The following is a 19,131-nucleotide window of genomic DNA, read 5'->3' as shown; positions in this document are numbered from 1 at the left end:
CCGCCGCTTTGACAGGCGAACCATTTCGCCGTATTTTCCGCCCCATGCAGAACTATGATGTGATCGTGGTTGGCGGCGGCCATGCGGGATGCGAGGCTGCCGCTGCGGCGGCGCGTGCGGGTGCCCGCACGGCGCTGGTGACCCATAAGATCGAAACCATTGGCGAGATGTCGTGCAACCCGGCCATCGGTGGTTTGGGCAAGGGCCATCTTGTGCGGGAGATCGACGCGCTGGATGGGGTGATGGGCCGTGTCACCGACCAGGGCGGCATCCAGTTCCGCATCCTGAACCGGTCAAAGGGCCCTGCCGTGCGCGGCCCCCGCGCCCAGGCCGACCGCAAGCTTTATCGCAACGCCATGCAGGCAGCATTGGCGGCACAGGAAAACCTGACCATCATCGCAGCCGCGGTGGAAGATCTGGTGATCGACGCCGCCGGCCATTGCGCCGGCGTGGTGACGGCGACGGGCGAAACCATCCGCGCCGGGGCCGTGGTGTTGACCACCGGCACTTTCCTGCGCGGCCTGATCCATATTGGCGAAGAGAAAATTCCCGCTGGCCGTGTGGGCGAAGCCCCGGCCCTCGGCCTGTCTGACACGCTGGAACGGGTGGGCTTTACCCTGGGCCGGTTGAAGACGGGCACGCCCCCCCGCCTGGATGGCAAGACCATTGACTGGGCGGGGCTGGAAGCGCAGCCGGGCGACATGCCGCCGCCGCCCTTCTCCACCCTCACCCGCGCCATCACCACACCGCAGATCGATTGTGCCATCACCTATACGACCGAGGCGGTCCATCGCATCATCCGGGAGAATATCCACCGGGCGCCGATGTATTCCGGCCAGATCGAAGGCATCGGCCCGCGCTATTGCCCCAGCGTGGAGGACAAGATTGTCCGCTTCGCTGACAAGGACCGGCACCAGATTTTCCTGGAGCCGGAGGGGCTGGACGATGACACGGTTTATCCCAATGGCATCTCCACCAGCCTGCCGCGCGATGTGCAGCTTGAAATACTCAAGCATATCCCCGGCCTGGAACAGGTGCGGATGATCCGGCCCGGCTATGCCATCGAATATGATTATATTGATCCGCGTGAGCTGACCCGCACGCTGGAAACCCGCCGCCTGCCCCGCCTGTTCCTGGCTGGGCAGATCAACGGTACGACCGGGTATGAGGAAGCGGCGGCGCAGGGGCTGATCGCCGGTATCAATGCCGCCTTGGCCGTTGCCGGTTCCGCCCCCTTCGTGCTGGACCGGGCGGAAGCCTATATCGGTGTGCTGATTGATGATCTGATCACGCGCGGCACCAACGAGCCCTACCGCATGTTCACCAGCCGGGCGGAATATCGCCTGTTGCTGCGCGCCGATAATGCCGACCAGCGGCTGACCGACCGGGGCCTGTCCATCGGCGTCATCGGGGCCGAACGTACCGCCCATTGGGCGGCGAAGAAGCAGGCGCTGGCCGAGGCGCGAGCCCTGTTCACCGGCCTGTCGGCCACGCCGAATGAGTTGGAGAAGCACGGGCTGCATATCAACAAGGATGGCGTCCGCCGCACGGCGCTGGACCTGTTGCGCTATCCAGAGATTGATTTCCCCCGCCTCTGCCAGGTCTGGCCGGAACTGAACAGCCTGTCGCCGGACATTGCCGAGCAGGTGGAAATTGATGGCAAGTACGCCGGATATCTGGATCGGCAGGAAGCCGATATCCGTGCCTTCCGCAAGGATGAGGCGCTGGAATTGCCGACCGATCTGGACCCGGACAGCATCGCCTCCCTCTCTGCCGAAATCCGGCAGAAGCTGCGCAATGCCAAGCCGGCGACCCTGGGGGCTGCTGCCCGTATTCCCGGCATGACGCCTGCAGCGCTGACCGCCCTGTTGCGCCATGTGAAGAAGCGGCATACAGCCGCTTGATCGCTTGACGACGGGGGGCCGGCTTCGTTATCGCTGGCCCCTGTTCCGTTGCCTTAGAGGATGCTGATGACCCCGGCGCAGTTCCAGGCCCGTTTCGGTGTTTCACGTGAAACACTGGACAAGCTGCAGGTCTATGAGGCCCAACTTCGCAAGTGGAACCCGGCCATCAATCTGGTGGCCAAGAGCACTCTGGATGATATTTGGGGCCGCCATCTGGCCGACTCCGCCCAGTTATTTGCGCTGGTCCCTGCAGGAACCCAGGTTCAGGTCGATCTGGGATCGGGTGCCGGCTTCCCCGGTCTGGTGCTGGCCATCATGGGGGTGCCGTCGGTGCATCTGGTGGAATCCGATGTACGCAAGGCCGCCTTTTTGCGGGAAACCGCCCGCTTGACGGGGGCTCCGGCCACCGTCCATGCCGTGCGGATTGAGGTGGCGGAGGTGCCGCCGGCGGATATTGTGTCGGCGCGTGCCCTGGCGGAACTGACCATGCTGTTGCCCTGGGCACACCGCCTGTTGAAAAAGGAAGGTGTTTGCCTGTTCCCCAAGGGCAAGACAGCGGAGGATGAATTGACCGCCGTGCGAGATTCCTGGAATATGCGCATTGAGCGTTTTCCCAGCCAGACTGACGCGGCGGGCACCTTGCTTCGCCTGTCCGACATTTCTCCGCGCTGATCCGCGTCACGCGCGCCAAACCTGAGGTTAACGAGAGTGTCGAGCATGTCTCTGCCCATTCCCGCCACCCGTGCCCATATCATCGCGCTTGCCAACCAGAAGGGCGGCGTGGGGAAAACCACCACCACCATTAACCTGGCCACCGCCCTGGCAGCGGTGGGCAAGCGCGTGCTGATCATCGATAATGATCCGCAGGGCAATGCCTCCACCGGCCTGGGCATTCCCCAGTCCAACCGCGAATTTGGCATTTATGATCTGCTGTTTGCCGACCTGACGGTGGAAGAGGTGGCGGTGACCACCACGGTCCCCGGCCTGTGGGTGGTGACGGCCAATGTCGATCTGTCGGGCGCGGAGGTGGAACTGGTCGGCGTCGAACGCCGGGAATTCCGCCTGAAGGACAGTTTGGAAAAATCCACCGGCGGCTTCGATTATATCCTGATCGATTGCCCCCCTGCCCTGGGCCTGTTGACCCTGAATGCGCTGGCGGCGGCGGATGCCGTGCTGGTGCCGCTGCAATGTGAATTCTATGCCCTGGAAGGGCTGTCGCATCTGATCCGCACCATCGAGCGGGTGAAGCGCGCTTTCAACCCCACGCTGGAAATCAACGGCGTGGTGCTGACCATGTTTGATCGTCGTAACAATCTCTCCGACATGGTGGCCGCCGATGTGCGCGGCTTCTTCGGGGAGAAAGTGTACGAGACAGTGATCCCCCGCAATGTGCGGGTATCCGAGGCGCCCAGCCATGGGAAGCCGGTGCTGCTGTATGACCACAAGTCAGCCGGCGCACAGGCCTATATCCATCTGGCGGGCGAGATGTTGAAGCGCGAGCGGAAGCGGCAGTTGGCTTATGGATGAACCGAAAAAGCATCAGCAGCGGACCGGCCTGGGACGTGGCCTTTCCGCCCTGTTCGGTGAAGCAACAGGTGGTGAGGAGGAACAGCAGGTGGATCGGGTGCGCCTGACCCGGCTGCTGCCCATCGACCATGTTCACCCCGGCAAATATCAGCCGCGCCGCAAGTTCGACGAGGATGACCTGTCGGCCCTGGTGGAAAGCGTGCGGGAGCGTGGCATCCTGCAGCCGCTGCTGGTGCGTAAAGATCCTGCAGCGGCACCGGGCGCGCAATCCTATGAGATCATCGCCGGTGAACGCCGCTGGCGGGCTGCCCAGTTGGCGGGCCTGCATGAAGTGCCGGTGTTGGTCCGCACGCTGACGGATCGGGAGGCGCTGGAAATTGCGCTGATCGAGAATATCCAGCGCGCCGACCTGACCCCGCTGGAAGAAGCCGAAGGCTTCAAGCGGTTGATGGATGAGTTTGAGCATACGCAGGAAGATCTGGCGCGCGCCGTCGGCAAAAGCCGGTCGCATGTGGCCAACATGCTGCGCCTGCTGGCCCTGCCCGACCCGGTGAAGGCGCTGGTGCAGGATGGCAGCCTGTCCATGGGCCATGCCCGCGCCCTGTTGACGGCGGCCGACCCGCTGGCCCTGGCGCAGGAGGTCATCAAGCAGGGCCTGAATGTGCGCCAGACGGAAGCGCTGGTGAAGCGCATGGCCGAACAGCCGGCCAGCGCTGCCCCTGCGCCAAAGGAAAAGGCGCCGGATACGGTGGCCCTGGAACGGGAAATGTCGCACGCGCTGGGGCTGAAGGTGACATTGTCCGCCAACGGGCCGAAGGGCACGCTGCAGATCCATTACCGCAATCTGGATCAGTTGGATGGGGTGCTGAACCGCATCCTGCGGCGGTGAGTTCCAAAGGGGCGCTTCGGCGCCCCTTTCTTTTATGGCAATAAAATCAATAAATTAAATGGAGGCTTCCATGGACAGCGAAAATCGGACCGGGGCCGAGGTTGCGGCTTTCTTTGATCGTTACAGCGCTGCCTTCGCCGCCTATGACGCGGCGGCCCTGACCGCCCTGTTTGACCGGCCGCTGACGGTGCTGACGGCGGCCCATCCGCTGACCCATGCCGATGATGCAGCGGTGCAGCACTATGTGGAGGCGATGTTCGCCACCTATCACGGCATTGGCCTGGCTTGGCCGGTGCCCGCCGCCGTCTGGGCCTGGCCCTGCGGCCCCGATCTGGCGCGGGCCGAGGTCTTGTGGCTGCTGCGCAGCGAGGACCGGGCGGAGATCATGCGCTTTTCCACCTCCTATGTGCTGCGGCGGGATGCGGCTGCCGGGTGGAAGCTGGCGGTGGTCATCGCCTATGAAGAACCGGGCAAGCTGCCGGGTTCGCAGGAATAGGCTGCGGTTTTAACCCAGCCGCCGCGTCAGCACCGCCAACCCGGCCACCAGCCCCATCAGCAGCGCCAGCATCCCATCCCCGAAACGGGCATAGGGCGTGACCGGGGCGGCCACGGGGAGAGCGGCATCCAGGTGGCCGGTCTCCCCCAGACCCAGCCGGGCGGTGACGCGGCCATAGGCATCGACCACCCCGGAAATGCCCGTATTGGCCGCACGCACCATCGGCAGCCCCTCCTCCACCGCGCGGACGGCACTGATGGTGAAATGCTGATAGGGGCCAGTGGAATTGCCGTACCAGGCATCGTTGGTCAGGTTCAGCAGCCAATGCGGCCGGTTCTCACCGGTGCGGGCGACATGGCCGGGGAAAATCACCTCGTAACAGATCAGCGGGCTGAACGCGGGCAGGCCCGGCAGGGTCAGGGTTTGCGGCCCGGGACCGGGGCTGAAATCACTGGCCGAGGCTGCCACGGCATTGATGCCGGCGGGCAGAAAATCCCGCAGCGGCATGTATTCGCCAAACGGCACCAGATGGAACTTGTCGAAGGTGGCGGTGATGGCGCCGCCGGCATCCAGGGCGAACAGGCTGTTATAATAATGTTCCGCCCCATCGGCCCCGCGTCCCACCCGCGGCGCCCCGGTGATCAGCAGACCGCCGGCCGGCGCGATGCGCCCCACCGTCTGGGCCAGCACGGCGCTGTCATTGCCATCGGCGGGGGCCTGCAGGAAATAGGGGATGGCGGTTTCCGGCCAGATGATATGGCTGACCTTCTCCCAGCCATCGGCGGCGGACAGGTTGATGGTCTGGCGGACATTGTTCAGCTTGGCATTGGGATCCCATTTTAAGGTCTGCGGGATATTGGGCTGCACCACGCGCAGGGTGACTCCGGGAACCGTCTCCAGCCCCTGCCCCGCCATCCGCCAGCCCCCCCAGCCGGCCAGCAGCACCAGCCCGGCCAGACCGGCGGCGGCCGGGCGGCGCCAGGTCGTCCCCACAGCCAGCGCCGGCAGGCTGGCCAGCAGCACGGTCAATAGCGACAAGCCATAGATGCCGGTGACGGAAACCGCCTGCAGCACCGGCTTCACCGGCCACCAGCCATAGCCGATCAGGTTCCAGGGAAAGCCGGTGAAGATATGGCCGCGCAGCCATTCCATCCCCGTCCAGCAAAGGGCGAAGACCAGCAGGGAGGCCACCGGCCCCAGCCCGAACCGCCCCACCAGCCAACGATGCAGCAGACAGCCCAACCCGACAAACACGGCCAGCAGGGCCGGCAGGCCCAGCACGGCGGGCGGCAGCATGAACCAGAAGCGGCCGATATCGACAAACAGCGCCACTGAAATCCAATAAAGCCCCGGCACATGATGGCCGAAGGCGAAGCACCAGCCGACCCAGAAGGTGCGCTTCGCCGTCCCCGCCCCCTGCAGCAGCCACAGCAGCAGCGGAAATGATACCAGCAGCAGCGGCAGCATATGGAAGGGCGGCAGGCTGGCCGTGGCCAGTGCCCCGGCCAGTGCTGCCAGCCCATAACGCCGCCAGCCGGTCAGTTCCTTGAGGCGGGTGGCAAGGCCGGCCAGCGGGCCGGCTTCAAGGGAAAGGGCGCTCATCTTCTCTCAAGGAACAATCGGCGGATGACCCATTCTATAGCGCAATTGCGGCATGATGGTGAGCGTCCACCGGTTTTTCCCCTCAAGGGCAGATCAGCCGCCGTACCCCGTGCAGATCATCGGCCACATACTGACAAAGGGCGGAGATTTCCGCCGTGGCGGGCAGCATGTCCGGCACCATCACCGCCATCATGCCGGCGGCATGGGCGGCGCGGATGCCATTATGGCTGTCTTCCAGCGCCAGACAATGGGCGGGATCAACCCCCAGCCGGGCGGCTGCGGTCAGATAAGGCTCCGGATGCGGCTTGCCGCGCGTCACATCATCGCGGGTAACGATGGTGCGGAACCGGTGATGGATGCCGACATGGCGCAGATGCTGGTCAGCCTTCAGCCGCCCGGTGGAGGTGGCGACGGCCAGCGGCATCCCGATCTGGTCCAGCGTGTCCAACAGATCGACCACGCCGGTCATCAGCTCCACATCGGCCAGCAGGTCGGTGACGCGGGGCTCAAACGCAGTCATGAAAGCGCGCAGATTGTCTTCACCGCCAAAAAAATCCCGCAGCAGGGTGACGGTTTCGGTCCAGGGGGTGCCGATGATGCCGGCGTAGAATTCCTCAGGCATCGGCCGCCCGATGGCGGTTGCCGTCTCCAGCGTTGCCAATTTCACATGCCGCTCTGTGTCGATCAGCAGCCCGTCCATATCAAAGACAACGGCATGGATGGGGCGCGGCAGGGCGGTGGTGGCAAGCATGGCGGACCTGGTCATGGAAACAGCCTGGGATGATCCATCTGTCAGAACGAAGGTGCCCTGGCTATCACGCCAGCGCCACCCGTGCCAGTTCCACACGATCACGGCCGCCCTGCTTGGCGGCATAAAGCGCCTGATCGGCCCGATCCAGCAACTGGTCCAGGCTTTCCGCCTCCCCACACCATTCGGCCACACCGATGCTGGCTGTCAGCGGGATGGCGACATTTTCATGCGGGATCGGGGTGGCGCCGATGGCTTGGCGGACACGTTCGGCTACGCGTTGGGCCATCTCCAGCCCGGTTTCGGGCAGCAGCACCACCAGTTCCTCCCCGCCATAGCGGGCAATGCAGTCATTGGTGCGCAATACGCCAGCGGCCCGTTCCACCGCCTGACGGATCACCGTGTCGCCGGCGGCATGGCCGTGATTGTCATTGACCAGCTTGAACCGGTCCAGATCGATCAGCAGCAGGGAAAGCTGGCGATGGTAACGCCCTGCCCGCTCACATTCCCGCAAGGCATGTTCCATGAAGCAGCGGCGGTTCATGATGCCGGTCAGGCTGTCGATGCTGGCCAGCCGTTCCAGCTTGGCATTCGCTTCCATCAGCTCATGCGTGCGTTCGGTCACCCGGCTTTCCAGCGTCTGGGTCATGCTGCGCAGATCGGCATTCACCCGGCGCAGCTTTTCATACAGCACGATATTGGCCAGACCGGCCGCCACCTTGGCCGCCAGCACGCCCAGCAGGTCGCAATCCAGCGGACCCAGCGGGCGGCCGCAATCCAGCAGGGTCAGGAACAGGCTGCCATCCGGCCCTGGCAGATAAAGCCCGGCACGTTGACCCGCCGCCCCCGTCTGGCGGGTGGCCTCCAGCTCAGCCAGGGCCTGATGCAGCGGATGGCCCGGCAGGGGCAGCGCTTCGCCCGCCCAGTTGCCGCTGGCGGCTACCGGCCGGTAGCGCGGCGCATCGGCGCTGTCATTCCCGTCGGTTTCCACCGCGCAGACCAACCCGTCAACCATTGTCCCCAGGATGGCGCCCGTCTGTTCCAGCACGGTCTGGGCATAGGCTTCCAGGCCCATATCCGGGCGCAGTCGGTCGTCCAGCGCAATCATCCGGCGCAGGCCATGCCGGTTGGTTTCAATGGCGACGATATCGTCAAAGGCGCGCAGGGCAGCAATAACGGTGGTGAACAGCTTCTGCGCCGTCAGCTCCGTCTTGGCCTTGTAATCATTCACGTCGTAATCAACGATCACCCGTTCTTCCGGTGCCTGACCGGGCTGGCCGGTGCGCAGGATCAACCGGACGGTGTGATTGCCCAGATCATCGCGGATGGCCCGCACCAGCCGCAGGCCGGCATCGTCGGTTTCCATCACCACATCCAGTAGCACCAGCGCCATGTCTGGTTGCGCTTTCAGGATGGTCAGGGCCTGGGCGGCGGAGAAGGCAGAAATCAGCTCCAGCGGCCGGTTGCGGAAATTAACCTTGCGCAGGGCATAGCGGGTGACGCTATGCACCTCTTCGTCATCATCGACGATCAGCACCCGCCAGGGGGCCAGCACGGTTGAGACCGGGGAAGCGGCGGCAGGGGTTGGCGCGCGCAGCGACCCATCTTCCGCGAACAGGAAATCATCCTCAACCCCGTCCACCGATAATCCCCCAACCGGTTGGTGCCTGCGCGCCCGTTCCAGCCCTTGCATCCGACAGGTTGTTCCCCCGCCGTTCCAGAAGCGCTGTTGCCGCGACGATTGTATGCAATCTGTAATCCGGGGGGAGTATAGCCGAATTTTCCTGAAATGCTTGTCCTTATTATCGCCATGCAGCATGGGGCGGGAAGCGAAAGGGAAGGAAATTTTCTTGCGTTGGCAAGGCACTGGCAGGAAGCAGGCGACGCGCATATCCTGTCCCCCTTCATCCACCCAAGGGGATCAGCATGTCAGGTTCGACGCGTGGCAATAAAGGCAAACCGGCAGTTCTCGCCCTGTTTGCCGTGCTGGTGGCGGGTGTCGCCACGGCCTATATCCTGACCCCGAACAAGCAGGCTGAGATGTCCGCCGATCACAATTCCCAGGCCACCGCGCTGCCGCCGCTGAAGCAGGGCAATTTCCCGGCCCCGCCCGTTGCCAAACAGGTTCCGGTAGAACATGTGCGCCATGGCGACACCTATATCGACCCTTATGACTGGCTGCGGGATCGCGCCTATCCCAAGGTCGATGACCCGGCGGTGCTGGATTACCTGAAGGCGGAAAACAACTATACCGAGCAGGTGATGGGTAAGGAGGAGGATGGCTTGCGCGCCAAGCTGTTCGCCGAATTAAAGGGTCGGGTCAAGGAAGATGACAGTGGTGTGCCTTACCGGCAGGGTGATTACATCTATCAGGGCCGCTATTCTGCCGGCCAGGATCACCCGGTTTATGTCCGCCGCCCGCAGGATGCTGCGGAAGGCAGTGAGACGGTCATCCTGGATGTCAACCAGCTGGCGGCGGGCAAGGGCTTCTTCGACCTGGGCGGGTTTGAACCCAGCCCCGATGGGCACTACCTCGCCTATAGCTATGATGACAGCGGGTCGGAGGATTTTGCCCTGGTGGTCAAGGATCTGACGACCGGGGAGCTGATCGGCCAGCCGATCCCCGGCACATCCGGTTCCATCGTCTGGGCGGCGGACAACAAGACCCTGTTCTATGTGCTGCGCGATGAGAATCAGCGGCCAAAAAAGGTGCTGCGCCACACGCTAGGCGCCGCCAATGACACGGATATTGAGGTTTATGAGGAGAAAGACCCCTCCTGGTGGGTGGGTATTTCTGCCAGCCAGTCCGGCCGCTTCATCGAAATTGGCAGCGGCACGCTGGTGGCCAGCGAAACCATGCTGATCCCGGCCGATCAGCCCGACGCCAAGCCCAAGGTGGTGATCCCCCGCCGGGACAATCACCTCTACAGCGTGGCCGATCAGGGCGACAGCCTGTGGATTCTGACCAATGACAAGCACCTGAATTTCCGGCTGGTGAAGGCGCCGCTGGCCGACTGGTCGGAAAAGAACTGGCAGGAGGTGATGCCCGCCTCTGACCGGCAATATCTGACCGGCCTGCTGGCGCTGAAGGATTGGCTGGTGGTGTTCGGCCGCCAGGATGGCAACCAGCAGGTCTGGGTGCGCGATGCCAAGGGCGATACCCATACCATCGCCTTCCCCGATGCCGCCTTCGCCGTGGCGGCGGCGAATAATGAGGTTTATGACACCGGCACGATTCGCCTGCGTTACAATTCGCTGGTAACACCACCCACCACCTATGATTACGATCTGGCCGCCCGCAGCCTGACCACCCGCAAGGTGCAGGAAATCCCCAGCGGCTATGATCCCACGCTCTATACATCGGAAAGCCTGATGGCGCCGGCGCGCGATGGCACGCTGATCCCCGTCTCCATCGTCTACCGCAAGGATTTCAAGAAGGACGGCAAGGCGCCGCTGCATCTCTATGGCTATGGTTCCTATTCCATCGCCATTGATCCCAGCTTTTCCAGCGCCCGCATCGGCCTGCTGGATCGCGGCTTCGCCTATGCCATCGCCCATATTCGTGGGGGCGAGGAAATGGGCCGGCCCTGGCACGATGCCGGCCGGGTGCTGAACAAGCCCAACACCTTCCATGATTTCATCGATGTGGCGCAGTTCCTGGTGAACCAGGGCTATAGCAGCCCCGGCCATATCTCCATTGAGGGCGGCTCTGCCGGTGGCACCCTGATGGGGGCGGTCCTGAACATGGCGTCGGATGGCATGTTCGCCGGGGCGGTAGCGCATGTGCCGTTCGTCGATGTGCTGAACACCCTGTTCGACGATACGCTGCCGCTGACCGCCAGCGATTATCCGGAATGGGGCAATCCCAATGACGAAGCCGTCTATAAGGTCATGAAGACCTACAGCCCCTATGACAATGTGGCCAAGCGGCCCTATCCGCCGCTGCTGATCACGGCGGGGCTGAATGATTACCGCGTCACCTATTGGGAGCCGGCCAAATGGGCGGCCCGGCTGCGGGTGATGAAGACGGATGATAATGTCGTGCTGCTGAAGACGGAGATGACGGCCGGCCATGGCGGCTCCAAGGGCCGCTTCGACAAGCTGAAGGAGGTGGCCTTGTCCCAGGCCTTCATCCTGCGCAGCCATGGCATCACAAAGTGAGTGATGCTCGCATTGTCGCCCGCTACCCCGCCTATGAGCAAAAGGCCGATGGCCTGCGCGCGGCGGTGGGGTTGGTGATGTCCGTCGGGCCGTTCCTGGTTACCACCCCTCACCCGGTCATTGCGGTGTTGGCGGGCGCCAGCGGGCTCCTGTTTCTGGTGCTCGCCCTGCGCACCCTATTGCGTCAGTTTCAAACCATCCATGTGGACGAGGTGGGGCTGCGCGTTGTCGGGTTATTGGAACAACGTATTGATTGGGATGACCTGGAAAAGGTCAGCCTGAAATATTACGCCACCAAGCACCACTGGTCCGGCGGCTGGCTGCAACTGGTTCTGGCGGGCGCTGGGCATCGGGTAGCGTTGGAAAACCAGTTGGATGGTTTCAATGCCATAGCCGCTTGCGTGGCCGAGGCCATATTAGAGCATGAGCTGGTGGTGGATAAGACAACGCGGGAAAATTTCCTGTCGCTTGGCCATTACCTGCCGGGGGATGATTGACGGGACTGCGGGGTGGGGTGGTGCCCGCCCCGCAGTGCCTGCAAGGCACCCTGACCGGCTGCGCCTTTGACAGAAGGCGCGTTCTGCCCCATCTATCGGCACATCATGGGTATCGAAAATCACAGCGACAAGTTCGCCGCCGCCCCCCGCGCGGACGGGCTGACCAATCTTGTTGGGCTTTCCCGCGAAGAGCTGGAGGCAACGCTGGTTGCCGCCGGTTTCGAAAAATTCCGCGCGCGGCAGGTCTGGCACTGGATCTACCATCGCGGCACCACCGATTTCGCGCAGATGTCGACGCTGGCCAAGCCGGCGCGGGAAAAGCTGGCGGCGCATTTCGTCGTCGACCGGCCCATCCCGATGAAGGCCCTGCTGTCGGAAGATGGCACGCGCAAGTGGCTCTGCCGCTTCCATGACGGGCAGGAGGTGGAGGCCGTCCACATCCCGGAGGAAGATCGCGGCACGCTGTGCGTCTCCTCCCAGGTTGGCTGCACGCTGACCTGCCGTTTCTGCCATACGGGCACCCAGCGCCTGGTGCGCAACCTGACGGCGGATGAAATTGTCGGTCAGGTTATGCTGGCCCGCGACGATCTGGGCGAATGGCCCAGCCCCCCGGATGGACGGATGCTCTCCAACATCGTCATGATGGGCATGGGGGAGCCGCTCTATAATTACGACAATGTCGCCAAGGCCTTGAAGATCATCATGGATGGGGAAGGTATCTCCATCTCCAAGCGGCGCATCACCCTGTCCACGTCGGGAGTGGTGCCGATGATGAAGCGGGCGGGCGCGGAATTGGGCGTCAACCTCGCCGTTTCCCTGCACGCGGTGAATGATGAGCTGCGCGACCGCATCGTGCCCATCAACCGCAAATACCCGATCAAGGAATTGATGGAAGCGGTGCGGACATATCCGGGCCTGAACAATGCCCGGCGCTGCACCTGGGAATATGTGATGCTGAAGGGCGTGAATGACAGCATGGCGGACGCGCGCGAGCTGGTGCGCCTGATCCGCGGCATTCCGTCCAAGATCAACCTGATCCCCTTCAACCCCTGGCCCGGTTCGCCGTTTGAACGCAGCGATTGGGACCAGATTGAGAAGTTCAGCGATTATCTGAACGAGGCCGGCTATGCCAGCCCGATTCGCCGCCCGCGTGGCGACGATATCCTGGCCGCCTGCGGCCAGTTGAAGAGTGAGAGCCAGCGGGCGAGCGCCTCCCAGCGTTCCGCCCAGTTGGAGCAGCACAAGATCCTGGCGGCCGAATATGCCGCCCAGATCGCAGCCAAGGAAGCAGCCCTGGCGCTGTGACCGGGTTGATAGGGGGAAGGACTTCCCTATCCCCATCAAGCCTCGTTGGCGGCCCCGTCGAAGGGGGAGAGCTGTTCGGGGAACAGGTCGGCCAGGGCGGCGGTGACCGGCTGGCAGATGCCCCGTTCCGTCACCAGCCGGTTGACAATATCAGGGGTCAATAAAGCCAGATCGGGGGCGGCGATGGCGCTGGGCCGCGCCGCCCGCCAATGGATGGCCCCGGCCGTCAGGCAGGCGATGACCGGCACACCGGCGGCATGGGCGGCCTGTGCCAGTGCCGCCTGATCCGGCCGTACCGCCAGATCGCCGGCGGGTGTGGCCCGTTCCACCGCCAGCCAGACCGCACTGACCGGCCCCGCCGCCAGCCGGGCCAAGGCGGTGGCCTGATCCAGTTGCTGATGGGCAATGCCCGCCTCTGCCAGTTCCCAGCCGGTCAGCGGGCTGGTGGTCAGGGCCAGGGGCGGCGGGGCCGGGGGCTCTGTCCCCTGCCCGATCCGGCTGCCGCTGATCCGCCAGAGATCATATTGTTCCTGCGCCAGGAACAAGGCAGCCGTGGCCGCCCCCCAGCCCATTGCCGACAGCCAGCCTGCAGGGGCGGCCAGCATCAGGGGGGCAGCTGTCCCTTCCCCGTTCCCCTCGCGCAGCAGCGGCAGGGCATGGCGGCCGATGGAGAGATGGTTTTCCTGATCCTCCTGCGCGATGGCGTCGGCCTCTGCCATGGCATTGTCGGCGCGTTCTGCCTTGGGGCTGATATCCAGCGCGTCGCGCACCCGGTCCAGCGCCCCGCGCAGCAGGGGGCAGCGGTGATCCAGCACCGCCAGCGTATAGAAAGCCGCCATCACGGCTGCCATGTCGGGGTCGCGCCGTGCCGCCAGGGCCAGCCCATAGGCGGCGGCCACGGCGCGGCGGGCGGGCCCCTGCACGCTGCCTTCCCGGATCGCCGCCAGAATATCCGCCACAGAGGCAGCCGTGCGCAGCGTCAGACGCTGCGGCAGGGCCCGCTGATCGATCAGGGCCAGGGATCGATCATCCGCCGCGCGCCAGATGGAGCGGTGGCGGGTGAAGGATGAGAGCTCTTGATCGGCCGACATGGCTTTCCTGCGCCGATGGACATTATCACAACGGCACGAAATCATGACCGATGGTCACGCTTTCGTGCCCCTCAATCGCCGGCGCCAACATCCGTTGGCTTGGCTCACGCGCGCATGGGCGCGCGGGCGCTCAACGCGCCAACCCAGCGGTGATGAGTACAACTCATCACCGCTGGGTATTGCCTGCAGCATTAACGCCCATCAGGCGATGGTCAAGTGACGCTTATCTGCATGTCGTGCAGAAAATTCAGCCACCTCAACGCAAGGTTTTGAACCGCTCCGTCGCCTGCACCAAAGCTGTGCGAATGCCCGGTTCCATGGCACTGTGCCCGGCATCCGGTACGATGATGTAATCCGCCTCCGGCCAGGCGCGGTGCAGCGCATCGGCCGTATTGATGGGGCAGACCACATCATAGCGGCCCTGGATAATCACTGCCGGGATATGCCGGATACGGTCGACATCGCGCAGCAGCTTGTCTTCCGGGGTCAGCATGTTGTTGCGGAAATAATGCGCCTCGATCCGGGCCAGCCCCAGCGCATGGGTATCCTCGCCCGAAGCGGAAACCAGTTCCGGGCTGGGCAGCAGGGTGGAACAGGCCCCTTCATACATGCTCCACACGCGGGCGGCCTGCATCCGCACCGACGGGTTATCGTGGGTCAGCCGCTTCCAATAGGCCTCCAGCAGGTCGTTCCGCTCTGCCGCCGGGATATAGCTGACGAAATTATGCCAGGCTTCGGGGAAGAACTGGCGCATCCCATAAAGGAACCAGTCAATCTCCGTCTGGCGCATCAGGAAGATGCCGCGCAGGATCAGGCCGATCACCCGGTCCGGATGGGCCTGGGCATAGGCGATGGAAAGCGTGGAACCCCAGGAGCCGCCAAAGACCAGCCAGCGCTTGATCCCCAGCATTTCCCGCAGCTGTTCCAGGTCGGCCACCAGATGCGGGATATCATTATCCCGCAATTCCCCCAGCGGGGTGGAACGGCCGGCGCCGCGCTGATCCAGAATGATGATGCGATAATGGGTGGGATCAAAGAAGCGGCGATGGGTGGGCGATGCCCCCGCCCCCGGCCCGCCATGCAGGAACAACACCGGCACCCCTTCCGGGTTGCCCGACTGCTCCCAATACAGCGTGTGGAGATCGTCCACCTTCAGGCGGCCGGTCTGAAAGGGCTCCAGCGGGAAGAAAAGATCGCCACGCGGCATGGTGGTATGGATCCGCTTGCTTGGGTTGTTTTGTGACAGTCTATGGCAAGCCGGGGGCCAATGGCAAACCATCCGACAGGCGGAAGGAACAGGATAGCGCACAGCATGGAAGCCCACCGCCCACCGCAGGGGCTGGCCCCTTGACGAGAAACATCCGATTACGGATGTTTCTCGCTCATGCATGAATTAAAGGACCATCCCCATGAGCATTCCCCTGTTTCTGGCCCGGCTGTTGGGATTGCTGCGGCCCCACCTCCGGCCCGACGATCTACCCGCCGTCATCCTGCGGGAATTTGATGGTGCCGGGCGGCATTTCACCGAAAGCCTGAGCAGCGGCCGCCATCGCCGGCCATTTTCGTTCCGTATGCATCCGATCTCGGAACTGACGGAATACCGGGACAGATTGTTCCTTGCAACCTTCCCGCAGATCGGCGATAGAGTCCGGTGAACCCTTCCCGCCACCCCCCAGCATAAGGAGCCAATTCGATGGACATGAATTTTAACTTTACCGGTACCGGGGACGCTGTGCGTTGCCGAACCGGCGCGCGACTGGTCGCCCAAAAAATTCCCCTCAACCAACAAACGATCTTTCGAACATTCGAGGGCTGTGATGAGCTTCTTCTTCTCTGTGGCCAAGGGGCCGAAATTATTCATTGAACTGGCCCGCTGGGCCGATCATGGCGCCCCCGGCGGACGCCGTTACGACCTCCGCCGCGAGAATGGCGAGCTGTTGATCTGGCTCGGCCGCCTGCATTTGATTTACACGCCGGCCCGTTGGCGGCCGCCGGCACGAGGACCAACAATACATGGCCGTAAACCACCCACAGACTGCCGGTTGGCATCCTGACGCGCTGGACCCGCTGGTCCGCGTCTTGGAGGCGTTGCGCGTGCTGGATCCGGATTTGCCGATCCAGTACGCCCTGTCCTTTCTGACCATCGCGCAGAATGAGGGTCTGTCGATCCGCGATCTGTCTGAACGGCTGGGCATTGCCCAGTCTTCCGCCTCCCGCAATGTGGCCGCCTTGTCGAAATGGCATAGTTTCGGCAAGGAGGGCCACGATCTGGTACAGGCGGAGGAAGACCCGCGGGAGCGGCGCCGCAAGATCATCACCCTGACCGACAAGGGCCGCGCCCTGGCGGCCCACCTGTCCGACCTGATCCAGCCGGAAGACAGCCCGCCGATCCGCCGGATGGCTTGAGGCTTGGGTCAATTTTATTGGGCTGCTGGGATGGCCCCCATCGGCCTTTTCCGGAGTGTTTGTCCGGAAAGTTTTCGTTCTTTCTCAACACGTTAATGTTCTGATCCCGTCACCCCGGCCTTCGCCGGGGTGACGGGAGCGCTTAAAGATAAGACGTGTAAGACGTTGAGATAACGTGAAACTTTCCGGACGGGTACTAAACTCTTTTTAAGGCCACGTGACAGTCGGAGACGCGGCCTCCCTACAAAATATTTGCCTCTATGCTCAATCCTTCGGCCCATAAGCGGCCATGAAGACCTGCACGGCGGCCTGGGCGCGGGCGCGCATCTGATCGGGGGTCATCTGCGCACTCTGTCCCAGCAGGGTACGCAGCTGCAGCTGGCCGTTGACCAGCCCGAAAAACTGTTCGGCGGCCAGTGTCGGATCGGCAATCCGCAGGCTGCCCGCCTCGCTCTGCCGGCGCAGGTAATCGGCCATGCGCTGCAGGGTCAGCAGCGGCCCGTTTTCATAGAAATGCGGGCCGGCATCGGGGGATTGGGTCTGGGTGCTGGCAGCAATGATCACCCGTACCAGACAGGGGTAATGCGGCCGGGTCAGCAGGTCCAGAAAGCGCATTCCCTGCGCTTCCAGCACGGCGGCGGGGCTGGCATTGGGGCCCATGCTGGTGATGGGTTCCACCAGCGCATCGCTGCGTCGGCGGACCATGGCTTCGAACAAGGCATCCTTGTTCTTGAAATGCTTATAGATCGTCTGTTTGGAGACGCCGGCCACCACGGCGATCCGGTCCATGCTGGCGCCATGGCCTTCCTGGATGAACACGGATTCCGCCGCCTGCAGAATGGCCTCCCGCTTGGCCGGGTCCATGGGGCGTCCGGCCCGGCGGGGGCCGGGGCAGCATTCCGCTTCCATCACCATCTCAGTGCGCCCCGGTATCCGACGCCCCGCGCAGCACGGGCCGTTTGACAAAGGGCAGGGTCAGCAGGGCAAGCGTGAACAGCACGGCCATCACCAGGAACAGGTCGGAAAAGGTCATTACATAGGCCTGTTTCTGCACGATACCGGACAAAACCGCCAGTGTGCCGGCATCGCTGCCGGTGCTGACCGTCAGGCGGTTGCCCACCTGTTCCATCCAGCCCTGCACCGCCGGCCGGGTCGGGTCCACCCAATCGTAAAGCACACGGGTGTGCAGGGCCAGCCGTTCGGTGATGATGGTATTGATGCCGGCCAGCCCGAAGGCCCCGCCCAGATTGCGCATCAGGTTGAACAGGCCCGCCGCATTCTTCACCGCCTGCGGCGGCAGGGTGCCCAGCGCCAGGGTGGTGATGGGGATGATGCAGAACATCAGCCCGGCCCCGCGCAGCATCTGCGGCAACAGCAATTCGTTGAACTGCCAATCCGCTGTCACCGGGACGGAGATATAGAAGCTGACCGCCAACAGGAAGAAGCCCAGGGCCAGCAGCTTGCGCACATCCATTTTGGCCGACAGCTTGCCGACAATGGGGGATGACAGGAACTGGCACAGACCAGTGATGACCATGGTGGCGCCGATCTGCTGGGCATTCAGCCCCCGGATCTGGCCCAGATAAAGCGGCAGCATATAAACCGAGCCATAAAGCCCGATGCCAATGATGAACCCATACAGGCTGCCAATGGCGAAATTGCGATCGCGCAGGGCCGACAGATCGACGATGGGTCGGCGATATGTCAGCATCCGCCAGAAAAACAGCACGCCCGCCACCCCGGCCAGGATGGAGAAGCGCACGATCTCCTCATCCTCGAACCATTGGTTCCGCGCCCCTTCCTCAATCACATATTCCAGGCTGCCCAGAAAGGTGGCCAGCAGCACGATGCCGATCAGGTCAATCCCGCTTAGCAGGCTGCGGTCACCCTTGTCGATATCGATGCAGTTCCACACCACGGCGCTGACCACCAGGCCGGGCAGCAGGTTGATCAGGAACAGCCAGTGCCAGCTGAACTGTTCGGTCAGATAGCCGCCCAGGGTGGGGCCGATGGTGGGGCCCAGCGTGGCCACCAGACCCACCACCACCGTTACCACCGCCCGCCGCGCCGGGGGAAAGGCGGTGAAGCTGGTGGCAAAGACGGTGGGGATCATGGCGCCACCGATGAAACCCTGCAGGGTGCGCCACAGCACCAGTTCGCCGATGCTGCCGGACTGGGCGCAGAGAAAGCTCATCAGCGTGAAGCCCAGGGCAGAGGCGGTGAACAGCACGCGGGTGGATAACAGCCGCGACAGAAAGCCCGAAAGCGGGATCATCACCACTTCGGCGATCAGATAGCTGGTCTGGACCCAAACAATCTCATCGGCACTGGCGGCCACGCCGGACTGAATCTGCGACAGGGAGGAGGCGACGATCTGGATATCCAGGATCGCCATGAACATGCCGAACACCATGGCGACGAAGCCGATCACGGTCCGCCGATTGATGGCGGCATCCGGGGGGGTGGCAGCGGCGGCCCCCCCTGTCACAGTTATGTCCGTCATGG

17 protein-coding genes are annotated in these 19,131 nt (G+C 63.5%); 10 read left to right on the top strand and 7 right to left on the bottom strand.

Going from position 1 to position 19,131, the window contains the following annotated elements:
* Positions 1-44 precede the first annotated feature (44 nt).
* The 5 genes from mnmG to CHB97_RS14735 all read left to right on the top strand — a co-directional run bounded on the left by mnmG (position 45) and on the right by CHB97_RS14735 (position 4,816).
* Complete coding sequence (gene mnmG / locus CHB97_RS14755) at positions 45-1,904, top strand: tRNA uridine-5-carboxymethylaminomethyl(34) synthesis enzyme MnmG (RefSeq protein WP_089288749.1); 1,860 nt, start codon at positions 45-47, stop codon at positions 1,902-1,904.
* A gap of 66 nt (positions 1,905-1,970) precedes the next feature.
* Positions 1,971-2,576, top strand: coding sequence for a 16S rRNA (guanine(527)-N(7))-methyltransferase RsmG (gene rsmG, locus CHB97_RS14750; RefSeq protein ID WP_089288748.1), 606 nt, complete (start codon positions 1,971-1,973; stop codon positions 2,574-2,576).
* A 45-nt stretch (positions 2,577-2,621) separates the two neighbouring features.
* A complete protein-coding gene (locus tag CHB97_RS14745; RefSeq protein WP_089288747.1) occupies positions 2,622-3,431 on the top strand; it encodes a ParA family protein in 810 nt (269 codons plus the stop codon).
* A complete protein-coding gene (locus CHB97_RS14740) occupies positions 3,424-4,320 on the top strand; it encodes a ParB/RepB/Spo0J family partition protein (protein ID WP_089288746.1) in 897 nt (298 codons plus the stop codon). Before CHB97_RS14745 ends, CHB97_RS14740 begins: the two co-directional genes overlap by 8 nt.
* A gap of 70 nt (positions 4,321-4,390) precedes the next feature.
* Complete coding sequence (locus CHB97_RS14735) at positions 4,391-4,816, top strand: nuclear transport factor 2 family protein (RefSeq protein ID WP_089288745.1); 426 nt, start codon at positions 4,391-4,393, stop codon at positions 4,814-4,816.
* A gap of 9 nt (positions 4,817-4,825) precedes the next feature.
* Here CHB97_RS14735 and lnt read toward each other — a convergent pair whose 3' ends face one another.
* From lnt to CHB97_RS14720, 3 genes are all read right to left on the bottom strand, one after another.
* A complete protein-coding gene (lnt, locus tag CHB97_RS14730) occupies positions 4,826-6,418 on the bottom strand; it encodes an apolipoprotein N-acyltransferase (RefSeq protein WP_089288744.1) in 1,593 nt (530 codons plus the stop codon).
* 82 nt (positions 6,419-6,500) lie between these two features.
* Positions 6,501-7,184, bottom strand: a complete 684-nt coding sequence (locus tag CHB97_RS14725; protein WP_244559552.1) for an HAD family phosphatase — start codon at positions 7,182-7,184, stop codon at positions 6,501-6,503.
* Positions 7,185-7,233: 49 nt separating this feature from the next.
* The gene (locus tag CHB97_RS14720; RefSeq protein WP_244559551.1) at positions 7,234-8,808 is read right to left on the bottom strand and encodes a diguanylate cyclase; all 1,575 of its coding nucleotides are present in this window, start codon (positions 8,806-8,808) and stop codon (positions 7,234-7,236) included.
* Positions 8,809-9,092: 284 nt separating this feature from the next.
* On the opposite strand from CHB97_RS14720, the gene CHB97_RS14715 reads away from it, so the two are divergent.
* The 3 genes from CHB97_RS14715 to rlmN all read left to right on the top strand — a co-directional run bounded on the left by CHB97_RS14715 (position 9,093) and on the right by rlmN (position 13,129).
* Entirely contained in the window at positions 9,093-11,327 is a 2,235-nt protein-coding gene (locus tag CHB97_RS14715) for a S9 family peptidase (protein WP_244559550.1), read from the top strand.
* Positions 11,324-11,824, top strand: a complete 501-nt coding sequence (locus CHB97_RS14710) for a hypothetical protein (RefSeq protein ID WP_089288741.1) — start codon at positions 11,324-11,326, stop codon at positions 11,822-11,824. The genes CHB97_RS14715 and CHB97_RS14710 overlap by 4 nt, the downstream gene beginning before the upstream one ends.
* A 105-nt stretch (positions 11,825-11,929) precedes the next feature.
* A complete protein-coding gene (rlmN, locus tag CHB97_RS14705; protein WP_089288740.1) occupies positions 11,930-13,129 on the top strand; it encodes a 23S rRNA (adenine(2503)-C(2))-methyltransferase RlmN in 1,200 nt (399 codons plus the stop codon).
* Between the two features lie 35 nt (positions 13,130-13,164).
* On the opposite strand, the gene CHB97_RS14700 is transcribed toward rlmN, so the two are convergent.
* Positions 13,165-14,220, bottom strand: a complete 1,056-nt coding sequence (locus CHB97_RS14700) for a hypothetical protein (protein WP_089288739.1) — start codon at positions 14,218-14,220, stop codon at positions 13,165-13,167.
* A 256-nt stretch (positions 14,221-14,476) separates the two neighbouring features.
* On the bottom strand, positions 14,477-15,427 hold the full coding sequence (pip, locus tag CHB97_RS14695; protein ID WP_089288738.1) for a prolyl aminopeptidase: 951 nt from the start codon (positions 15,425-15,427) through the stop codon (positions 14,477-14,479).
* Between the two features lie 202 nt (positions 15,428-15,629).
* Here pip and CHB97_RS14690 point away from each other — a divergent pair, with 202 nt between their 5' ends.
* Together CHB97_RS14690 and CHB97_RS14685 are read left to right on the top strand one after the other, a co-directional pair.
* Complete coding sequence (locus CHB97_RS14690; RefSeq protein WP_089288737.1) at positions 15,630-15,875, top strand: hypothetical protein; 246 nt, start codon at positions 15,630-15,632, stop codon at positions 15,873-15,875.
* A 358-nt stretch (positions 15,876-16,233) separates the two neighbouring features.
* Positions 16,234-16,626 carry a MarR family winged helix-turn-helix transcriptional regulator gene (locus tag CHB97_RS14685; protein ID WP_089288736.1) on the top strand — a complete coding sequence of 131 codons (393 nt, stop codon included), beginning with the start codon at positions 16,234-16,236 and terminating at the stop codon, positions 16,624-16,626.
* 264 nt (positions 16,627-16,890) lie between these two features.
* Here CHB97_RS14685 and CHB97_RS14680 read toward each other — a convergent pair whose 3' ends face one another.
* Entirely contained in the window at positions 16,891-17,541 is a 651-nt protein-coding gene (locus CHB97_RS14680; protein ID WP_089288735.1) for a TetR/AcrR family transcriptional regulator, read from the bottom strand.
* 1 nt (position 17,542) lies between these two features.
* Entirely contained in the window at positions 17,543-19,129 is a 1,587-nt protein-coding gene (locus CHB97_RS14675; RefSeq protein ID WP_089288734.1) for a DHA2 family efflux MFS transporter permease subunit, read from the bottom strand.
* Between the last annotated feature and the right edge of the window lie 2 nt (positions 19,130-19,131).

It is taken from the genome of Azospirillum sp. RU38E, assembly GCF_900188385.1.
Taxonomy (GTDB): domain Bacteria; phylum Pseudomonadota; class Alphaproteobacteria; order Azospirillales; family Azospirillaceae; genus Niveispirillum.
Note: the sequence above shows the minus strand (reverse complement) of the source record. Positions and strands in the feature narration are given on the sequence as shown.